This is a genomic window from Variovorax sp. FG153 (genome assembly GCF_057809595.1).
In genome coordinates, this window is record NZ_JBMDKG010000003.1 from 66,627 (window position 1) to 85,339 (window position 18,713).

Genomic DNA, 18,713 nt, shown 5'->3' on the forward strand with positions numbered 1-18,713 from the left:
CATGAACGACACACTCGACCCCGTCACGCTCGCCGTGCTGCGCGGCCGCCTCGAGCAGGTGGCCGACGAGATGGACGCCACGCTCTACCGCAGCGCGTTCAATCCCATCATCGCCGAGGCGCACGACGCCTGCCACGGCCTGTACGACGCGACCAGCGGCGACACGCTGGTGCAGGGCAAGTCGGGCCTGCCGGTGTTCGTCGGCGCCATGGCCTTCGCCGTGCGCGCCACCGTCGCCGCGGCCGCGCCGCGCGGCGGCATGAAGGACGGCGACATCTGGATCAGCAACGATGCCTACGACGGCGGCACGCACGCCAACGACTTCAAGCTGGTCAAGCCCTTCTTCCGCAACGGCAAGCTCTACTGCCACATGGCCTCGGCCGCGCACTGGCACGACGTGGGCGGCGCGGTGCCCGGCAACTACAACCCCGCGGCCACCGAGTGCTGGCAGGAGGCGGTGCAGATCCCGCCGGTGCGCATCGTGCGCGACGGCAAGCTCGATGCCGACGTGCTCGCGATCCTGCAGGCCAACACGCGCCTGCCCGACAGCCTGTGGGGCGACCTCAACGGCCAGCTCGCGGCGCTCGAGCTCGGCGCGAAGCGGCTGAACGGCCTGCTCGACGAGTACGGCGACGACCTGGTGCTGGCCGCGCTCGGCGAACTGCGCGGCCGCGCGCTGCGGCTGATGCGCTCGCACATCGCCTCGCTGCCCGACGGCCGCTACAGCTTCGAGGACCTGCTCGACAACGACGGCATCGTGAACGAGCCGCTGACCATCGCGCTCGACATGACGGTGGCCGGCGACCGGCTGCGGCTCGACTTCTCGCGCACCTCGGCGCAATGCGCGGGGCCGGTCAACATCTCGCGCGCCACCGCCGTGGCGGCCTGCTACGTCGCGCTCAAGCACCTGTTCCCCGACGTGCCCGCCAATGCCGGCGTGCTCGACGCGGTGGACTTCGATATCCCCGACCGGCTGGTGATCAGCGCCGAGCGCCCGCGCCCGGTCGGCGGCTATACCGAGACCATTCTGCGCATGATCGACGTGATCTTCAGCGCCGCCGCGCAGGCCGATCCCACGCGCGCCGTCGCGCAGGCCTACGGCACCATCAACGCGCTGTCGATCGCGGGCCACCGCAGCGACAAGGGCCGCGAGGGCCAGCGCTGGGTGATGTTCAGCTTCTTCGGCGGCGGCCATGGCGGCCACTCGGGCGGCGACGGGCTCTCGCACGGCAATGCGCCGATCTCGACCGCGACCATTCCGCCGCTGGAGATCCTCGAGGCGGCCTACCCGGTGCGCTTCACCGAATGGTCGCTGCGCGCCGACTCGGGCGGCGACGGCCGGCATCGCGGCGGCCTCGGCGCCGTCTACGAGATCGAGCTGCTCGAGCAGGACGCCGAGGTCTTCGTGTTCGGCGAGCGCGGCACCTCGCCGCCCAAGGGCATCGCGGGCGGCGGCGCAGGCGCGGTCAACGTGTTCCGCTACGAGAATGCGGGCGAATGGCACGTGCCGCCGATGGTCTCGAAGATGCGCGGCATCCGGCTCGAGCGCGGCGAGCGCGTGCGGCTCGAGACGCCGGGTGGCGGTGGCTGGGGCGAGGCCGCCGAGCGGCCCGCGGCGCAGCGCACGGCCGACCGCGCGATGGGCTATGTGACGACCGGCAACGACAAGAACGACAAGGACGAGGCATCCGAATGAGCTCCCCTGGCAACCCCCGCAATTCCCTGGTCGTCGGCGTCGACGTCGGCGGCACCTTCACCGACCTGTTCGTGCTCGACGAGGCGAACGGCACGGCGCGCATCGTCAAGGTGCCGTCCACGCGCGGCGAGGAAGCGCGCGGCTTCATGAACGGCGTGGCACGCGTGGCCGACTCGGCCGCGGCCATCGCCACCATCGTGCACGGCACCACCGTCGGCACCAACGCGCTGCTCGAGCGCAAGGTGGCGCGCACCGGCATCATCACCACGCGCGGCTTCCGCGACGTGCTCGAGATGCGCCGCCGCGACCGGCCCCAGACCTGGGGCCTGCGCGGCAGCTTCCTGCCCGTGGTGCCGCGCGACCTGCGTCGCGAGGTCGACGAGCGCGTGCTGGCCGATGGCACCCTGCACACCGCGGTCGATCTCGACCAGGTGCGCGCCGAGGCGCGCGCGCTGCTCGAGGCCGGCTGCGAGGCGGTCTGCGTGTTCTTCATCAACACCTATGCCAACCCGGCGAACGAGCGGCTCGCGGTCGCGGCGGTGCGCGAGCTCTGGCCGAATCCGCACGTCACATCGGCCAGCGAGGTGCTGCCCGAGATCCGCGAGTTCGAGCGCTGCTCGACCGCCACGCTCAATGCCGCGCTGCAGCCGGTGGTGGGCAGCTACCTCGGCCGGCTCGAGTCGGACCTGCGCGCGCAGGGCTTCGCGGGCGAACTGCTGGTGGTGCAGAGCAACGGCGGCGTGATGTCGCGCCAGACCGCGAGCGACCTGCCGGTGCGCACCGCGCTCTCGGGCCCGGCGGCCGGCGTGATCGCCTGCGCGGCCATCGCGCGCGCGGCCGGCTTTCCGAACGCGATCACCGGCGACATGGGCGGCACCTCGTTCGACGTCTCGCTGGTGGCCAACGGCGAGGCCGCGCTGGCCGCGCAGACCGCGATCGAGTTCGGCATGGTGATCCGCTCGCCGATGATCCAGATCGAGACCATCGGCGCGGGCGGCGGCTCCATCGCCTCGGTGGATGCGAGCGGCATGCTGCAGGTGGGACCCGAGTCGGCCGGCAGCGTGCCGGGCCCGGCCTGCTACGGGCGCGGCAACATGCGCCCCACGGTGACCGACGCCAACGTGCTGCTGGGCCGTATCGCGGCGGACCGGCCGCTGGGCGGCGGGTTGCTCGCGGCGCTCGACGGCGAGAAGTCGCGCCAGGCCATCGAGGAACACGTCGCGCGCCCGCTGGGCCTGGACGTGCATGCGGCCGCCGAGGCCATCCTCACGGTTGCCAACGCACGCATGGCCGGCGCCATTCGCCTGGTGTCGATCGAGCGCGGCCACGATCCGCGCCGCTTCGCCTACATGCCCTTCGGCGGCGGCGGCGCGCTGCACGTGTGCGCGATGATGCGCGAGGTCGGCGTGGCCACCGGCATCGTGCCGCGCTATCCCGGCGTGACCTCGGCGCTGGGCTGCGTGATCGCCGACATGCGCCACGACGCGGTGCAGACCCTCAACAAGCCGCTGGCCGAACTCGACGTGGCGGACGTCCAGCGCCGCATCGACGAGCTGGCCGCGAGCTGCCAGCAGCGCCTCGATTCCTCGGGCGTGCGCTTCGAGGAGGTGCGCGAGGTGATCGCGCTCGACATGCTCTACGCGGGCCAGACGCACACGCTGCCCGTGGTGCTCGGCAGCGCGCCGCTCACGGCCGCCGCCATCCGCGCCGCCTTCGAGGCCAGCTACACGGCCGCCTTCGGCCGCGTGCTCGAGGGCATCGCGATCCGCGTGATGAACCTGCGCTATGCGCGCATCGGCGTGCGGCCCAAGTTCGACCTGAAGGTGCTCGCGCCCGAGGGGAAGGGCAGCACCGCGCCGCTGGGCACGCAGCGCGTGTTCCACGACGGCCGCTGGCACGAGGCGCAACGCTATGCGCGCCTGGAACTGCCGGTGGCCGCGCGCATCGAGGGGCCCGCGATCCTCGAGCAGGCCGACACCACCGTGTGGCTCGAACCCGGCTTCCATGCCGAGGTCGATGCGCACGGCAACCTTCTGGTGAGGCTGTCATGAGCGAAACCAGGCAACCGATCGCGGCACGCACCGCGCTGGTCGTCATCGACCTGCAGAACGATTTTCTCGACGCCCGGGGCGCCTATGCGCGCGGCGGCGACACCAACCCGCCGGCGCTGCTGCTGCCGGCGCGCGTGGCCGTGGTGGCGCGCGCGCTCAAGGCCGCGGGCGGCATGGTGGTGGCGAGCCAGTTCACGCTGTGGCCCGATGCCGCGGGCGAGCCGATGGTGTCGCCGCACCTGAAGGCGCTGCGCCCCTACCTCGCCAGGGGCGACTTCGCGCCCGGCAGCTGGGGCCAGGCCAACGTCGATGCGCTGGCCGGCCTGGTCGACGTGAACGTGAGCAAGGTCGCGTACTCGGCCTTCTTCAACACCCAGCTCGACTGGGTGCTGCGCCGCGCGGGCATCGACACCGTGGCGGTCTGCGGCATCGTCACCAACGGCGGTGTCGCGAGCACGGTGCGCGATGCGCACATGCGCGACTACCGCACGCTGGTGCTGGCCGACGGCTGCGCGGCCTTCGGCGAGGAGCGCCACCAGACCTCGCTGGCCGACATGCGCAACGTGGCCGAGGTGACGGACTGCGCGGCCTTCGCCGCGTCGCTCGCATGAGTTCGAACCCGTCGCGACCGGTGCGCCGCGCGGCCTCGGTCGAGGCCGAGGTGCGCGTGCCGGTGGCGATCGTCGGCGGCGGCGCCTGCGGGCTCACTGCCGCGCTGATGCTGGCCGATGCGGGCGTGGACTGCGTGGTGCTCGAGCGCGATGCGCTGCCCAGCGGATCGAGCGCGCTGTCCTCGGGCTTCATCCCCGCGCCCGGCACGCTCGCGCAGCGCGCGCACGGCGTGCTCGACGACAGCGCCGAGCGCTTCGCCGCCGACATCCAGGCCAAGGCCCATGGCCGCGCGGCACCCGCGCTGGTCGCGGCCTATGCGGGGGCCATCGGCCCGGCGCTCGATGCGCTGCAGGCGCGGCACGGGCTGCGGTGGCTGCTGCTCGATGGCTTCCTTTATCCGGGCCATGGCGTGCACCGCATGCATGCGCTCGAGCAGAAGACCGGCGCCGCGCTGATGGCGGCGCTGCAGTCGGCCGCCGAGGCGGCGGGCATCCCGGTGCTGACGCAGGCGCTGGTCGACACGCTGGTGCTCGATGACGGCGACCGCGTGGTCGGCGTCGAGTACGCGCGCCCCGACGGCGGCCGCGAGACGCTGGGCTGCGATGCGCTGCTGCTGGCCTGCAACGGTTTCGGCGGCAACGCGCCGATGGTGCGCGCGCTGCTGCCCGAGATGGCCGAGGCCGCGTTCGGCGGCCACGTGGGCAACGACGGCAGCGCGATCCTCTGGGGCGAGGCGCTGGGCGCGCGGTTGCGCGACCTCGGCGGCTACCAGGGCCATGGCTCCTGGGTCACGCCGCAGGGCGCGCTGATGTCCTGGGCCGTGATGATGGAAGGCGGCGTGCAGCTCAACCGCGAGGGCCGGCGCTTCCATGACGAGACCCAGGGCTACTCCGAAGCCGCGGTGCATGTGCTCGCGCAGCCGGGCGGCATCGCCTGGAACGTGTTCGACGCGCCACTGCTCGCGCTGGCGCGCGGCTTTCCCGATTTCCGCGAAGCCGAGGCGGCAGGCGCCGTGCGGCGCTGCGAATCGGTGGCCGCACTGGCCGACTGCATCGGCTGCGAGGCCGCGGTGCTGCAGGCCACGCTCGACGCGATGCGCACCGGCACGCCCGCGCCCGATGGCCGCGTGTTCGCGCGCGGGCTCGACGCACCGTACCTCGCGGTCAAGGTCACGGGCGCGCTGTTCCACACCCAGGGCGGCCTCGACATCGCACCCGACATGCGCGTGCTGCGCCACGACGGCACGCCTTTCGACAACCTGCTGGCCGCGGGCGGCGCGGCGGGTGGCGTGTCGGGCGACGCGGTCTGGGGCTATCTCTCCGGCAACGGCCTCTTGAGCGCCGTGGCCGGCGGCTACATCGCGGCGCGCACGCTCGCCGCATCCATCCCAACCAGGACGAACTCCGCATGACGAATCCCTCTTTCAAGACCCGGCTCGCGCGCAACGACATCGTGCTCGCGCCCGGCGTGTACGACGCGCTCAGCGCGCTGGTGGCCGAGCAGGCCGGCTTCGAGGCGCTGTACCTCTCGGGCGCCTCCATCGCCTACACGCGGCTCGGCCGCTCCGACGTCGGCCTCACGACCTTCACCGAGGTGGCCGACACGCTGGCGCGCATCACCGAGCGCGTGCGCGTGCCGGTGATCGTCGATGCCGACACCGGCTTCGGCAACGCGCTCAACACCCAGCGCACCGTGCGCGGCTTCGAGCGCGCGGGCGCGGCCATGGTGCAGATCGAGGACCAGACCTTTCCCAAGCGTTGCGGCCACCTCGACGGCAAGGCCGTGGTGTCCGAGCGCGAGATGGTCGGCAAGCTCAAGGCCGCGCTCGATGCGCGCAGCTCGAGCGAGACCCTGATCCTCGCGCGCACCGACGCGGTGGCGGTCGAGGGCATGGAGGCCGCGCTCGACCGCGCCGAGGCTTATCTCGCCTGCGGTGTGGACGCGCTCTTCATCGAGGCGCTGCGCTCGCCCGAGCAGATGGACGCGGCCTGCCGGCGCTTCGGCGACCGCGTGCCGCTGCTGGCGAACATGGTCGAAGGCGGCAAGACGCCGATCGAGGATGCCGACGCGCTGCAGCGGCACGGCTTTCGCATCGCGATCTTTCCGGGCGGTACGGCGCGCGCCGTGACGCACACGCTGCAGGGCTACTACGCGAGCCTGCACCGGCACCGCACCACGCAGCCGTGGCGGCCGCAGATGCTGGACTTCGATGCGCTCAACGCGGTGATCGGCACGCCCGAGCTGATGCTCGAAGGACAGAAGTACGAGTAGGTCTCAGCGCAGCGCGCGCACCAGTTCGTCGTAGACCAGCCGCACGCGCGCCGGCACCGGCGCGCGCTGCGAGCGGTAGACATGGATCGGCCAGGACTCGGGCGCTTCGGCCTCGAGCACCTCGACCAGCTCGCCCGACGCGATCAGCGGCTCGGCCAGCGGCCCCGCGAGCTGGCCGAAGCCCAGGCCCGCGCGCACGGCGGTGCACTCGGCCTCCACGTCGTCGCTGATGAAGGCCGGTGTCGCCACCGGCATCTGCCGCCCCTTGCTGAAGAACCAGGACCAGGGCCGGCCCACGCTGCGGTCGAGCAGCGCGGTGAGCGGAAAGCCCGGCAGCGCCTCGATGTTCTCGGGGATACCGGTGCGCGCGATCAGCGCCGGCGCCGCCACCACGCGCAGCTGCATGCGCCCGACCGTGCGCGCGACGAAGCGCGCATCGCGGATCGGGCCGGCGCGCACGCCGATGTCGATCTGCTCGTCGACCACGTCGGCATGTTCCTCCGACAGCCGCAGGTCGAGCACCAGCCCCGGATGCGCCGCCAGCATCGGCGCCAGCGCCTCGGGAATCAGCCGCCGGCCGTAGACGTTGGGCGCGGTGACGCGCACCGTGCCCGCGTGCTGCGACAGCGCGCGCCGGTCGGTACGGTGGAACAGCGCATCGACCCCGCCGACCGCGGTGCGCGCGCGTTGCGCGAGCTGGCGGCCGAAGTCGGTGAGCTGCACGCCGCGCGTGCTGCGGTGGAACAGCGGCTCGCCCAGTTCCTCCTCGAGCTCGCGCACGGCGCGCGTGACCACCTGCGGCGAGACCGCCAGGCGCACCGCGGCATCGCGGAAGTTGGCCGCATCGGCGGCGGCGCAGAACACGCGCAGGGCTTCGAGCCGGTTCGACATGGGGGTGGGTTGAGTGTTCCTGAATCAGGAATTCTGAAGTCGTGAGAGTTTCATTTACGGGAACGCCCGGATTTTCCACACTGCATGCACTTCTTCAAGTTCTTCAACGCCCACCCCAAGGAAAACACCATGACTTCCGTTCAAGACAACATCCGCGGCAAGGTTGCCATCGTCACCGGCGCCAGCAGCGGCCTCGGCGAATCCACCGCCCGCCACCTGGCCGCCCGCGGCGCGAAGGTGGTGCTGGCCGCGCGCCGCACCGACCGCCTCGAGAAGGTGGTCGCCGAGATCCGCGAGGCCGGCGGCGAGGCGATCGCGGTCGCCACCGACGTGGCGAAGCGCGAGGACCTCGAGCGGCTCGCCGCCGCCACCGTCGAGGCCTTCGGCCGCATCGACGTGCTGGTCAACAACGCCGGCGTGATGCCGCTGTCGCCGATCGAGAAGCTCAAGGTCGACGAATGGGATCGCACCATCGACGTCAACATCAAGGGCGTGCTCTACGGCATCGCCGCCGTGCTGCCGCGCATGCAGGCGCAGGGCAGCGGCCACATCGTCAACGTGGCCTCGATCGCCGGCATCAAGGTGTTCACGCCGATCGGCACCGTCTACAGCGCCACCAAGTACGCGGTGCGCGCCATCTCGGAAGGCCTGCGCGTGGAGGTCGGCAACACCGGCATCCGCGTGACCATCGTCTCGCCCGGCGCGGTCGAGTCCGAACTGAAGTTCGGCACCACCGATGCCGAGACCGCCGCCGGCGTGCAGGCCTTCTACGAGGCCAGCCAGATCCCCTCGGACTCGGTGGCGCGCGCGGTGGTGTACGCGGTGGAGCAGCCCGCGAACGTGGACATCAACGAGGTGGTGCTGCGGCCGGTGGCGCAGGACTTCTGATCGACGGGCCCGGCCTTTCCGCTCCCCTGCAACGCCCCGTGCGCCTCGTGCGCACGGGGCGTTTCGCTTGTGGGGGAGTGCCACGCCACTGCCACGCGAGCGGTATAACCTTTGCTGAATCAAGGTCTTTGCCGGCCAAGAATCGAAAGCCCCTGCAAAATAGAACGACCGTTCGTTTTTGTCTGGAAGTCCCACGATGTCCGTCAATGCCGTTTCCGCCAAGCCGGCCCGCGCCGCCCAGAAGGGCCAGCAGACCAAGGCCGTGATCGTCGATGCCGCACTGGCGCTGGCCGCGCAGATCGGGCTCGAGGGCCTGTCGATCGGCGCCGTGGCCGAGATCACCAAGATGAGCAAGTCGGGCGTATTCGCCCATTTCGGCTCGCGCGAGGAGCTGCAGATCTCGGTGGTGCGCGAGTACCACGCGCGCTTCGAGCAGGAAGTGTTCTTCCCCGCCATCGAGGCCGACCGCGGCCTGCCGCGGCTGCGTGCGATGTTCGCCAACTGGATGAAGCGCACCTCGACCGAGATCGACTCGGGCTGCATCTACATCAGCGGCGCTTCCGAATTCGACGACCGCCCGGGCCCGGTGCGCGACGCGCTGGTGGAATCGGTCTCGATCTGGCAGGCCGCCGTGCTGCGCGCGATCGTGCAGTCGAAGGAGGAGGGCCACCTCAACGCCGATGCCGACGAGCGCCAGGTCGCGTTCGAGATCCACGGCCTGATCCTCGCGCTGCACTACGAGGCCCGCTTCCTGCGGGTGCCCGGCTCCATCGGCCGTGCCAATACCGGCTTCGACAACATCCTCGGCCGCTATGCGGCGGCCGGGACGCCCGCGCCGACCGCTGCCGCCGCGCCCTCGCGCGTGCGCCGCCTCAAGACCGTGCGCTGAGCGCGCGGCACCGTTTTTTTCTTCCCTTTCATCTTTCAGTTCGACCAGGAGAGTTCCGGATGCCCAGCTACAACCCGCCCGTGCGCGACATGCAATTCGTGCTGCACGAAGTGCTCAACGTCGCCGAGGAACTCAAGGCGCTGCCCGCGCACGCCGAGACCGACGCCGACACCATCAACGCGGTGATCGAGGAGGCCGGCAAGTTCGCGGCCGAGGTCACCTTCCCGCTCAACATCAGCGGCGACGAGGAAGGCTGCGTGCTCGACAAGGCCACGCACGAAGTGAAGACGCCCACGGGCTTCAAGGAGGCCTACGCCAAGTACGTCGAGGGCGGCTGGCCCGCGCTGTCGTGCGACCCGGCCTTCGGCGGCCAGGGCCTGCCCTTCGTGGTCAACCAGTGCCTGTTCGAGATGCTCAACAGCGCGAACCAGGCCTGGACCATGTACCCGGGCCTCTCGCACGGCGCCTACGAGGCGCTGGTGGCGCACGGCACCGACGAGCAGAAGAAGACCTACCTGCCCAAGCTGGTGAGCGGCGAATGGACCGGCACCATGTGCCTGACCGAACCCCACTGCGGCACCGACCTCGGCCTGCTGCGCACCAAGGCAGAACCGCAGGCCGACGGCACGTACCGCATCACCGGCAACAAGATCTTCATCTCGGCCGGCGAGCACGACATGGCCGGCAACATCATCCACCTGGTGCTGGCCCGGCTGCCCGACGCGCCCAAGGGCAGCAAGGGCATCAGCCTGTTCGTGGTGCCGAAGTTCCACGTCAAGGCCGACGGTTCGCTCGGCGAGCGCAACCCGATCTTCTGCGCCGGCCTCGAGCACAAGATGGGCATCCACGGCAACGCCACCGCGCAGATCGTGATCGAGGGCGCCACCGGTACGCTGGTGGGCGAGCCCAACAAGGGCCTGGCCGCGATGTTCGTGATGATGAACGCCGCGCGCCTGGGCGTGGGCAACCAGTCGCTGGGCCTGACCGAGGTGGCGTTCCAGAACGCGCTGGCCTATGCCAAGGACCGCCTGCAGATGCGCTCGCTGTCGGGCGTGAAGGCCAAGGACAAGGAAGCCGATCCGATCATCGTGCACCCCGACGTGCGCAAGATGCTGCTGACCGCCAAGGCCTATGCCGAGGGCGGCCGCGCGCTGCAGGTGTTCTGCACCCTGCTGCTCGACAAGGAGCACCACCATCCCGACGAGAAGGTGCGCAAGGACAGCGGCGAACTCGTCGCGCTGCTCACGCCGATCGTGAAGGCCTTCATCACCGACAACGGCCACATCGCGACCAATGCCTGCATGCAGGTCTTCGGCGGCCATGGCTTCATCAAGGAATGGGGCATGGAGCAGTACGTGCGCGACAACCGCATCAACATGATCTACGAAGGCACGAACACCGTGCAGTCGCTCGACCTGCTGGGCCGCAAGGTGCTGGGCAACAACGGCGCCTCGCTGAAGAAGTTCGGCAAGCTGGTCGCGAAGCTGGTGGAAGAAGAGGGCGTGAACGAGAAGATGGCCGAGTTCATCAATCCGATCGCGGGCCTGGGCGACCAGCTCACCAAGTTCACGACCGAGATCGGCTTCAAGGGCTTCCAGAACCCCGATGAAGTCGGCGCCGCCGCGGTGGACTACCTGCGCGTGGCCGGCCACTTCGTGTTCGGCTACCTGTTCGCTCGCATGGCGCAGGTCGCGCTGCGCGAGATCGCGGCCGGCAACAGCGATCCGTTCTACGTCGCCAAGCTGCAGACCGCGCGCTTCTACTTCGCCAAGCTGTTCCCCGAGACCGCGACGCTGATGCGCACGGCCCGTGCCGGCAGCAAGGTGCTGATGGACACCGACGCCGCGCTGGCCTGAGTCCGCGCCTCCCCTCTTCGACCACTTCCGGAGCCGACCATGAAAGCAACGCTTGCAGCCCTCGTCCTCGTCGCGACCTCGGTCACGGCCCTGGCCCAGACCACTCCGGTGGGCCTGTGGCGCAACGTCGACGACAAGACCGGCGAGGCCAAGGCCGAGATCCGCATCGGCGAGACCGGCGGCGCGCTCGTTGGCCGCATCGAGAAGTCGCTGAAGAAGGACGGCAAGCCCGACGCGGTCTGCGACGAATGCTCGGACGACCGCAAGGGCCAGCCGATCGCGGGCCTGGAGATCATCCGCGGCGGCAAGAAGGCCGACGGCAAGGACGTCTGGGAGGGCGGGAAGATCCTCGACCCCGAGAACGGCAAGGAATACCGCGCGAGCTTCACGCCGATCGACGGCGGCAAGAAGCTCGAAGTGCGCGGCTACCTCGGCCCCTTCTGGCGCACCCAAACCTGGAACCGCGTTCCTTGACCCACCCCCGTTGCTTGCTCACTTCGTGTAGCCGCCTCCCCCCTCAAGGGGGCAACACCAGTGGCCCGGCAAAGCCGGTTCCACGGTGTTCCCCGAATAAGTCAGAACCCCAAAAAGCTCTGTTATGTCCAGATTTCAAGTGAAGAAGGTCGCCGTGCTCGGCGCCGGCGTGATGGGCGCGCAGATCGCGGCCCACCTCGTCAACGTGCGCGTGCCGGTGGTGCTGTTCGACCTGGCGGCCAAGGAAGGCCCGAAGAACGGCATCGTCACGCGCGCCATCGACAACCTCAAGAAGCTCAAGCCCGCGCCGCTGGGCGACGTGGCCGATGCGGGCCTGATCCAACAGGCCAACTACGACGACAACCTCGACCTGCTCGGCGAGTGCGACCTGGTGATCGAGGCGATCGCCGAGCGCATGGACTGGAAGCTCGATCTCTACAAGAAGATCGCGCCGCACGTCGCCAGGCACGCGATCCTGGCCTCGAACACCTCGGGCCTGTCGATCACCAAGCTCAGCGAGGCATTGCCCGAAGCGCTGAAGCCGCGCTTCTGCGGCATCCACTTCTTCAATCCGCCGCGCTACATGTTCCTGGTGGAGCTGATCAACACGCCCACCACGCAGCCGCAGGTGCTCGACGACCTCGAGGCCTTCGTCACCAGCACGCTCGGCAAGGGCGTGGTGCGCGCGCACGACACGCCCAACTTCATCGCCAACCGCGTCGGCATCGCCGGCATGCTGGCCACGCTCAAGGAAGTCGAGAAGTTCGGCCTCACGCCCGACGTGGTGGACGACCTCACGGGCAAGAAGCTGGGCCGCGCGAGCTCGGGCACCTTCCGCACCGCCGACGTGGTGGGCCTGGACACCATGGCCCACGTGGTGAAGACGTTGCAGGACAACCTCAACGCCGAGACCGATCCCTTCTACGCCAACTTCGCGACGCCGCCGGTGCTCGCCAAGCTGCTGGAACTGAAGAACCTGGGCCAGAAGACCAAGGCCGGTTTCTTCAAGAAGGTGGGCCGCGACATCCTGCGCTTCGACCTCCAGAGCGGCGACTACGTGCCCGCCGGCGCCAAGGCCGACGAGGTCTACGGCCGCATGCTCAAGAAGCCCGCGGGCGAGCGCCTGAAGCTGCTGCGCGAGAGCGAAGGGCCGCAGGGCCAGTTCCTCTGGGCGATCCTGCGCGACGGCTTCCATTACGCGGCCGTGCACCTGGGCGACATCGCCGAGAGCGCGCGCGACATCGACTTCGCGATGCGCTGGGGCTTCGGCATGAAGCAGGGCCCGTTCGAGCTCTGGCAGGAAGCCGGCTGGGCGCAGGTCGCGAAGTGGGTGCAGGAGGACATCGACGCCGGCAAGGCGCTGAGCAGCGCGCCGCTGCCCAAGTGGGTGTTCGAAGGCCCGGTGGCCGAGGCCGGCGGCGTGCACACGCCCGAAGGCTCGTGGAGCGCCTCGCAGAACAAGTTCGTGCCGCAGCGCAAGCTGCCGGTGCACGACCGCCAGCTGTTCCCCGAGAGCGTGCTCGGCGCGAACGCAGCCGATGCCAACACGGCCGGCACCACGATCAGCGACGAAGGCGACGTGCGCGTGTGGACGCTCGATGGCGAGGTGCTGATCGCCAGCATCCATTCGAAGATGCACGCCATCAGCCCCGACGTGGCCGAGGCGCTGGGCGCCGCGGTCGACCTCGCCGAGGCCGAATACAAGGGCCTGGTGATCTGGTCGCCCGACGAGATGTTCTCGGTCGGCGCCGACCTGCAGGCGATGCTGCCGGCCTTCGTGGTCGCGGGCATCGGCGCGGTCGAGGGCGCGGAGGAAGAGCTGCAGAACGTGATGCTCAAGATTCGCTATGCCAACGTGCCGGTGGTCTCGGCCGTGCGCGGCCTGGCGCTGGGCGGCGGCTGCGAACTGGCCGTGTACTCGTCGAAGCGCGTGGCGGCGATGGAAAGCTACATCGGCTTGGTCGAGGTCGGCGTGGGCCTGATCCCCGGCGCCGGCGGCCTGACCTACATCGCGCGCCGCGCGGCCGAGAACGCCTCGGCCTCGACCGGCACCGACCTGCTGCCCTTCCTCACCGAAGGCTTCACGGCCGCGGCGATGGCCAAGGTGGGCACCGGCGCGCTCGATTCGAGGAAGCTCGGCTACCTGCTCGACAGCGACGTGATCGTGCCGAACAAGGACGAGCTGCTCTACGTGGCGCTGCAGCAGGCCAAGGCCATGGCCGACGCCGGCTACCGCCCGCCGCTGCGCCGCACCTTCCGCGTGGCGGGCCGCAGCGGCGCCGCGACGATCAAGGGCCAGCTCGTGAACATGCGCGATGGCGGCTTCATCAGCGCGCACGACTTCCACATCGCGAGCCTGATCGCGAACGTGGTCACCGGCGGCGACGTGGACGCGGGCTCGCTCGTGACCGAGGAATACCTGATGGCGCTGGAACGCAAGGCGTTCTGCTCGCTCATCGTGCACCCCAAGACGCAGGAGCGGATCATGGGGATGCTGAGCACCGGCAAGCCGGTGCGCAACTGAGGACGGATTTCATGAGCAAGCAAGTACAAGACGCCTACATCGTCGCGGCCACCCGCACCCCCATCGGCAAGTCGCACCGCGGCTACTTCCGCAACCACCGTCCCGACGACCTGCTCGCGACCACGCTGAAGGCCGCGCTGGCTGCAGTGCCCGGTCTCGATCCGAAGGCCATCGAGGACATCATCTGCGGCTGCGCGATCCCCGAGGCGCAGCAGGGCCTGAACGTCGCGCGCATCGGCGCGGTGCTCGCGGGCCTGCCGACCAGCGTCGGCGGCATCACGGTCAACCGCTTCTGCGCCTCGGGCCTGTCGGCGGTGCAGATGGCGGCCGACCGCATCCGCGTCGGCGAGGCCGACGTGATGATCGCGGCCGGCGTCGAGAGCATGAGCATGGTGCCGATGATGGGCAACTCGCCCTCGCTGTCGCCGTCCATCTTCGAGCGCGACGGCGACGTGGGCATCGCCTACGGCATGGGCCTGACGGCCGAGAAGGTCGCGCAGCAGTGGAAGGTGAGCCGCCAGGCCCAGGACGAATTCGCGCTGGCCTCGCACCAGAAGGCGCTGGCCGCGCAGAAGGCCGGCAAGTTCGCGGACGAGATCACGCCGATCGAAGTGACCGACCGCGCGCCCGATCTCGAGAGCGGCGAAGCGATCGCGACCACGCGCACCGTGAACCTCGACGAAGGCGCGCGCCCCGACACCTCGATCGAAGGCCTCGCCAGGCTGCGCACCGTGTTCGCCGCGCGCGGCACGGTCACGGCCGGCAACAGCTCGCAGACCTCCGACGGCGCGGGCGCGCTGATCCTGGCCAGCGAGAAGGCGGTCAAGCAGTTCGGCCTGACGCCGCTGGCGCGCTTCGTGAGCTTCGCGAGCAAGGGCGTGCCGCCGCACATCATGGGCATCGGCCCGATCGAGGCGATTCCCGCGGCGCTGCGCTATGCCGGCCTGAGCCAGCAGGACATCGACTGGATCGAGCTCAACGAAGCCTTCGCGGCCCAGTCGCTCGCGGTCATCAACACCCTGGGGCTCGACCCGTCGAAGGTCAACCCGATGGGCGGCGCGATCGCGCTGGGCCATCCGCTGGGCGCGACCGGCGCGATCCGCTCGGCCACGGTGGTGCACGCGCTGCAGCGCGAGAAGCTCAAGTACGGCATGGTCACGATGTGCGTGGGCATGGGGCAGGGCGCCGCCGGCATCTTCGAGCGCGTCTGATCGATCACGCGCCAGGCCACGCGACGAGGGCCGGCGCCAGAAGGAGACAAGCCATGCATCAGACGCAGCAGCTGCCGGTCGACGGCGGCACGCACGAACTGGCGGTGCGCCGCTACGAACCCGCGGGCGCGCCGCGCGCCAGCATCGTGATCGGCGGCGCCATGGGCGTGCGCCAGTCCTTCTACGAGGCCTTCGCACGCTGGCTCGCGGGCCAGGGGCTGCGCGTCTGGACCTTCGACTACCGCGGCTCGGGCGACTCGCGCGGCGCCGCCTCGCTGCGCGGCTTCGAGGCCGACCTGTTCGACTGGGCGCGCGACTACGAGGCGGTCATCGACGCCGCCAAGGCCGCGCTGCCCGCGCAGCCGCTCTACCTGCTGGGCCACAGCCTCGGCGCGCAGCTGCCGGGCTTCCTGCAGCGCCCCGAGCAGGTCGACGGCCTGGTGAGCATCGCGGCCGGCAGCGGCTACTGGCGCGAGAACGCGCCGCGGCTCAAGCGCAGCATCCTCTACTTCTGGTTCGTGCTGGTGCCGCTGGTCACGCGGCTGTGCGGCTACTTCCCGGGCCGCAAGCTCAGGAAGGTGGGTGACCTGCCGCGCGGCGTGATCCTGCAATGGCGGCGCTGGTGCCTGAACCCGCGCTACAGCGTGGGCGCGGAGGGCGAGCTGGCGCAGAAGAGCTACAGCCGCGTGCGCTTCCCGGTGCTCGCGTTGTCGATGACCGACGACGAACTGATGACGCTGGCCGGTACGCACAGCCTGGTGAGCTTCTACGACCAGGCGCCGCGCGCCATCGAGCGCATCGCGCCGGCCGACGTGCAGGCGCGGCGCATCGGCCACTTCGGCTTCTTCCGCGAGCAGTTCAGCCAGAGCCTGTGGCCCGCCACGGTCGACAAGCTGCATCGGCTGGGCGCGTTGACGACCGCGCCCGGCGTCCCGCACACGACTGCCTGAGGCCGCGCGCCGGAGCACACTGCGGCCATGAGCACGAGCACTCCCCATCCCTTCGACAAGGCCATCGCGCTGCAGCACAGCGACCTGCGCGCGGGCCATTTCACGGGCACCACCAGCCCCGACTACTGGAACATGGTCGGTCCCTTCGGCGGCACCACCGCGGCGGTCGCGCTGCAGTCCGTGCTGCAGCATCCGGACCTGCTGGGCACGCCGATCGCACTGACCGTGAACTACGCGGCCGCGCTCGAGGCCGGTGCCTTCGACGTGCAGGCGACCGCGGTGCGCACCAACCGCTCGACCCAGCACTGGACCGTGCAGATCACGCAGCCCGGCGCGGGCGGCGCGCCGAACATGACGACCACCGCCACCGTGGTGACGGCCGCGCGCCGCGAGACCTGGGGCCGGAGCGACCTCGCCATGCCCGAGGTGCCGAAGCCCGAGGCGGTCGAGCCGATCCGCATCGGCCCGGCTGGCGTGGCCTGGGTGCAGCAGTACGAGATGCGCCCGTTCAGCGGCGGCATTCCCGCGCAGTGGGACGGCAGCCTGCAGCACAGCCAGACCCGCATCTGGGTGCGCGACGCGCAGCCGCGGCCGCTCGACCTGCCCTCGCTCGCGGCCATGAGCGACGTGTTCTATCCACGCATCTGGCTGCGCCGCGCCAAGCACGTGCCGGCCGGCACGGTGTCGATCACCACCTACTTCCACGCCGACGCGGCGCAACTGGCCGAGGTCGGCACCGGCTTCCTGCTCGGGCAGGCGACGGGGCAGCAGTTCTTCAACGGCTTCTTCGACCAGACCGCGCAGTTGTGGAGCGAGGCCGGCGTGCTGCTCGCGACCTCGAACCAGATCGTCTACTACAAGGAATAGCCTCCGGTTTCGCAAGGCCCGCGGCCGCCCGGAGAGAATCCAGCCCACCCAGGAGACAACGCCGCATGACGAAGACCGTCGAGTTCTATTTCGATTTCGGCAGCCCCGCCGCCTACCTCGCCGCGACCCAGCTGCCCCACGTGTGCGCCGACACCGGCGCCGAGCTGGTCTGGAAACCGCTGCTGCTGGGCGGCGTGTTCCAGGCCACGGGCAACCACTCGCCGGCCGAGATCGCGCCCAAGGGGTCGTACATGACGACCGACCTGCAGCGCTTCGCGAAGCGCTACGGCGTGCCCTTCGTGCACAACCCGCACTTCCCGATCAACACGCTGCTCTTGATGCGCGGCGCCACCGGCGTGCAGATGGAACAGCCCGCGCGCTTCGCGGCCTATGTCGACGCGATCTACCACGCGATGTGGGTCGAGCCGCGCAACCTCAACGATCCGGCCGAGGTTGGCGCGGTGCTGCAGGCCGCGGGCTTCGACCCGGCCGCGCTGCTCGCGCTCGCGGGCCGGCAGGACGTGAAGGACCGCCTGAAGGCCGTCACGCAGGAGGCCGTGGCGCGCGGCGTGTTCGGCGCGCCCACCATGTTCGTGGGCAGCGACATGTTCTGGGGCCAGGACCGGCTCGACTTCGTGCGCGAGGCGCTGGCGGCCTGATCCCTTTTCTCTTTCTTCTTTCCACAGGACACAAGCCATGAGCGACATCCTCGTCCACGCCGAAGCCGGCGTGATGACCATCACCTTCAACCGCGTCGACAAGAAGAACTCGATCACCAGCGCCATGTATGCCGAGCTGGCCGATGCGCTGGCCAAGGCCGAGGGCGACGCGGCCGTGCGCTGCGTGCTGATCCAGGGCGACCCGACCATCTTCAGCGCCGGCAACGACATCGGCGACTTCCTCAACGCGCCGCCCGCGGGCAAGGACTCGCCGGTGTTCCGCTTCCTGCGCGGCATCGCGACCTTCCCGAAGCCGATCGTCGCGGCCGTCTGCGGCCCGGCCGTGGGCATCGGCACCACGATGCTGTTCCATTGCGATCTGGTCTACGCGGGCGACAACGCGGCCTTCTCGATGCCTTTCGTCAACCTCGGCCTGTGCCCCGAGGCGGCCTCGAGCCTGCTGGTGCCGCAGATGCTCGGCTACCACCGCGCGGCCGAGGCGCTGCTGCTGGGCGAGCCCTTCATGGCCGAGGCCGCGCTCGAGGTCGGCCTGGTCAACCGCGTGGTGCCGCCGACCGAGGCCAATGCCATCGCCCAGACCCAGGCGCGCAAGCTCGCGGCCAAGCCGCTGAGCGCGCTGGTCGAGACCAAGCGGCTGCTCAAGAAGGCGCAGCTGCCCGCGGTCATCGAGCGCATGGACGAGGAGGGCGCGAGCTTCGGCCGCATGCTGCGCGAGCCCGCGGCGCGCGAGGCCTTCGGCGCGTTCATGGAGAAGCGCAAGCCGGATTTCTCGAAGCTCTGAGCGCGCTGCGGGTCGGTACCTACAACCTGCGTTCTACGGGCTTTCCACAAGCCGCCGGGGCCCCTTCGGCGG

General features: G+C 70.2%; 16 protein-coding genes. 15 read left to right on the plus strand and 1 reads right to left on the minus strand.

Annotated elements, in window-relative coordinates; translation table 11 throughout:
* Position 1 precedes the first annotated feature (1 nt).
* Genes ACODT0_RS05550 through ACODT0_RS05570 form a run of 5 tightly spaced genes read left to right on the plus strand, consistent with a single transcriptional unit; the run spans position 2 to position 6,630 of the window.
* Positions 2 to 1,696, plus strand: a complete 1,695-nt coding sequence (locus tag ACODT0_RS05550; RefSeq protein WP_489040812.1) for a hydantoinase B/oxoprolinase family protein — start codon at positions 2 to 4, stop codon at positions 1,694 to 1,696.
* Complete coding sequence (locus ACODT0_RS05555) at positions 1,693 to 3,747, plus strand: hydantoinase/oxoprolinase family protein (protein ID WP_413761510.1); 2,055 nt, start codon at positions 1,693 to 1,695, stop codon at positions 3,745 to 3,747. Before ACODT0_RS05550 ends, ACODT0_RS05555 begins: the two co-directional genes overlap by 4 nt.
* Positions 3,744 to 4,358: a cysteine hydrolase family protein gene (locus tag ACODT0_RS05560; RefSeq protein ID WP_296729161.1), complete on the plus strand. Its 615-nt coding sequence runs from the start codon at positions 3,744 to 3,746 to the stop codon at positions 4,356 to 4,358. The genes ACODT0_RS05555 and ACODT0_RS05560 overlap by 4 nt, the downstream gene beginning before the upstream one ends.
* A complete protein-coding gene (locus ACODT0_RS05565) occupies positions 4,355 to 5,770 on the plus strand; it encodes an FAD-dependent oxidoreductase (protein WP_489040813.1) in 1,416 nt (471 codons plus the stop codon). The genes ACODT0_RS05560 and ACODT0_RS05565 overlap by 4 nt, the downstream gene beginning before the upstream one ends.
* Positions 5,767 to 6,630, plus strand: coding sequence for an isocitrate lyase/PEP mutase family protein (locus ACODT0_RS05570; protein ID WP_093354010.1), 864 nt, complete (start codon positions 5,767 to 5,769; stop codon positions 6,628 to 6,630). The genes ACODT0_RS05565 and ACODT0_RS05570 overlap by 4 nt, the downstream gene beginning before the upstream one ends.
* Before the next feature lie 3 nt (positions 6,631 to 6,633).
* Here the strand turns inward: ACODT0_RS05570 and ACODT0_RS05575 are convergent, their stop codons facing one another.
* Positions 6,634 to 7,521 carry a LysR family transcriptional regulator gene (locus ACODT0_RS05575; protein ID WP_489040814.1) on the minus strand — a complete coding sequence of 296 codons (888 nt, stop codon included), beginning with the start codon at positions 7,519 to 7,521 and terminating at the stop codon, positions 6,634 to 6,636.
* A gap of 129 nt (positions 7,522 to 7,650) precedes the next feature.
* Here ACODT0_RS05575 and ACODT0_RS05580 point away from each other — a divergent pair, with 129 nt between their 5' ends.
* From ACODT0_RS05580 to ACODT0_RS05625, 10 genes are all read left to right on the plus strand, one after another.
* Positions 7,651 to 8,409, plus strand: coding sequence for an SDR family oxidoreductase (locus tag ACODT0_RS05580; RefSeq protein ID WP_057590961.1), 759 nt, complete (start codon positions 7,651 to 7,653; stop codon positions 8,407 to 8,409).
* Positions 8,410 to 8,605: 196 nt separating this feature from the next.
* Positions 8,606 to 9,298: a TetR/AcrR family transcriptional regulator gene (locus ACODT0_RS05585; RefSeq protein WP_057590965.1), complete on the plus strand. Its 693-nt coding sequence runs from the start codon at positions 8,606 to 8,608 to the stop codon at positions 9,296 to 9,298.
* A 59-nt stretch (positions 9,299 to 9,357) separates the two neighbouring features.
* On the plus strand, positions 9,358 to 11,154 hold the full coding sequence (locus ACODT0_RS05590) for an acyl-CoA dehydrogenase C-terminal domain-containing protein (RefSeq protein ID WP_413761505.1): 1,797 nt from the start codon (positions 9,358 to 9,360) through the stop codon (positions 11,152 to 11,154).
* A gap of 39 nt (positions 11,155 to 11,193) precedes the next feature.
* Positions 11,194 to 11,628, plus strand: coding sequence for a DUF2147 domain-containing protein (locus tag ACODT0_RS05595; protein WP_057590967.1), 435 nt, complete (start codon positions 11,194 to 11,196; stop codon positions 11,626 to 11,628).
* Between the two features lie 124 nt (positions 11,629 to 11,752).
* Entirely contained in the window at positions 11,753 to 14,152 is a 2,400-nt protein-coding gene (locus ACODT0_RS05600) for a 3-hydroxyacyl-CoA dehydrogenase/enoyl-CoA hydratase family protein (RefSeq protein WP_489040815.1), read from the plus strand.
* A gap of 11 nt (positions 14,153 to 14,163) precedes the next feature.
* Positions 14,164 to 15,363, plus strand: a complete 1,200-nt coding sequence (locus ACODT0_RS05605; protein WP_422098095.1) for an acetyl-CoA C-acyltransferase — start codon at positions 14,164 to 14,166, stop codon at positions 15,361 to 15,363.
* A 53-nt stretch (positions 15,364 to 15,416) separates the two neighbouring features.
* The gene (locus tag ACODT0_RS05610; protein WP_489040816.1) at positions 15,417 to 16,313 is read left to right on the plus strand and encodes an alpha/beta hydrolase family protein; all 897 of its coding nucleotides are present in this window, start codon (positions 15,417 to 15,419) and stop codon (positions 16,311 to 16,313) included.
* A 27-nt stretch (positions 16,314 to 16,340) separates the two neighbouring features.
* Positions 16,341 to 17,180: an acyl-CoA thioesterase gene (locus ACODT0_RS05615; RefSeq protein WP_413761501.1), complete on the plus strand. Its 840-nt coding sequence runs from the start codon at positions 16,341 to 16,343 to the stop codon at positions 17,178 to 17,180.
* Between the two features lie 65 nt (positions 17,181 to 17,245).
* Positions 17,246 to 17,839: a 2-hydroxychromene-2-carboxylate isomerase gene (locus ACODT0_RS05620; protein WP_489040817.1), complete on the plus strand. Its 594-nt coding sequence runs from the start codon at positions 17,246 to 17,248 to the stop codon at positions 17,837 to 17,839.
* A 37-nt stretch (positions 17,840 to 17,876) separates the two neighbouring features.
* Entirely contained in the window at positions 17,877 to 18,641 is a 765-nt protein-coding gene (locus ACODT0_RS05625; protein ID WP_208509310.1) for an enoyl-CoA hydratase, read from the plus strand.
* Positions 18,642 to 18,713 lie beyond the last annotated feature (72 nt).

Bases quoted from the DNA above. Each gene is read 5' to 3' on its own strand.
- ACODT0_RS05550 (WP_489040812.1), top strand. From the start codon at position 2: ATGAACGACACACTCGACCCCGTCACGCTCGCCGTGCTGCGCGGCCGC.
- ACODT0_RS05555 (WP_413761510.1), top strand. From the start codon at position 1,693: ATGAGCTCCCCTGGCAACCCCCGCAATTCCCTGGTCGTCGGCGTCGAC.
- ACODT0_RS05560 (WP_296729161.1), top strand. From the start codon at position 3,744: ATGAGCGAAACCAGGCAACCGATCGCGGCACGCACCGCGCTGGTCGTC.
- ACODT0_RS05565 (WP_489040813.1), top strand. From the start codon at position 4,355: ATGAGTTCGAACCCGTCGCGACCGGTGCGCCGCGCGGCCTCGGTCGAG.
- ACODT0_RS05570 (WP_093354010.1), top strand. From the start codon at position 5,767: ATGACGAATCCCTCTTTCAAGACCCGGCTCGCGCGCAACGACATCGTG.
- ACODT0_RS05575 (WP_489040814.1), bottom strand. From the start codon at position 7,521: ATGTCGAACCGGCTCGAAGCCCTGCGCGTGTTCTGCGCCGCCGCCGAT.
- ACODT0_RS05580 (WP_057590961.1), top strand. From the start codon at position 7,651: ATGACTTCCGTTCAAGACAACATCCGCGGCAAGGTTGCCATCGTCACC.
- ACODT0_RS05585 (WP_057590965.1), top strand. From the start codon at position 8,606: ATGTCCGTCAATGCCGTTTCCGCCAAGCCGGCCCGCGCCGCCCAGAAG.
- ACODT0_RS05590 (WP_413761505.1), top strand. From the start codon at position 9,358: ATGCCCAGCTACAACCCGCCCGTGCGCGACATGCAATTCGTGCTGCAC.
- ACODT0_RS05595 (WP_057590967.1), top strand. From the start codon at position 11,194: ATGAAAGCAACGCTTGCAGCCCTCGTCCTCGTCGCGACCTCGGTCACG.
- ACODT0_RS05600 (WP_489040815.1), top strand. From the start codon at position 11,753: ATGTCCAGATTTCAAGTGAAGAAGGTCGCCGTGCTCGGCGCCGGCGTG.
- ACODT0_RS05605 (WP_422098095.1), top strand. From the start codon at position 14,164: ATGAGCAAGCAAGTACAAGACGCCTACATCGTCGCGGCCACCCGCACC.
- ACODT0_RS05610 (WP_489040816.1), top strand. From the start codon at position 15,417: ATGCATCAGACGCAGCAGCTGCCGGTCGACGGCGGCACGCACGAACTG.
- ACODT0_RS05615 (WP_413761501.1), top strand. From the start codon at position 16,341: ATGAGCACGAGCACTCCCCATCCCTTCGACAAGGCCATCGCGCTGCAG.
- ACODT0_RS05620 (WP_489040817.1), top strand. From the start codon at position 17,246: ATGACGAAGACCGTCGAGTTCTATTTCGATTTCGGCAGCCCCGCCGCC.
- ACODT0_RS05625 (WP_208509310.1), top strand. From the start codon at position 17,877: ATGAGCGACATCCTCGTCCACGCCGAAGCCGGCGTGATGACCATCACC.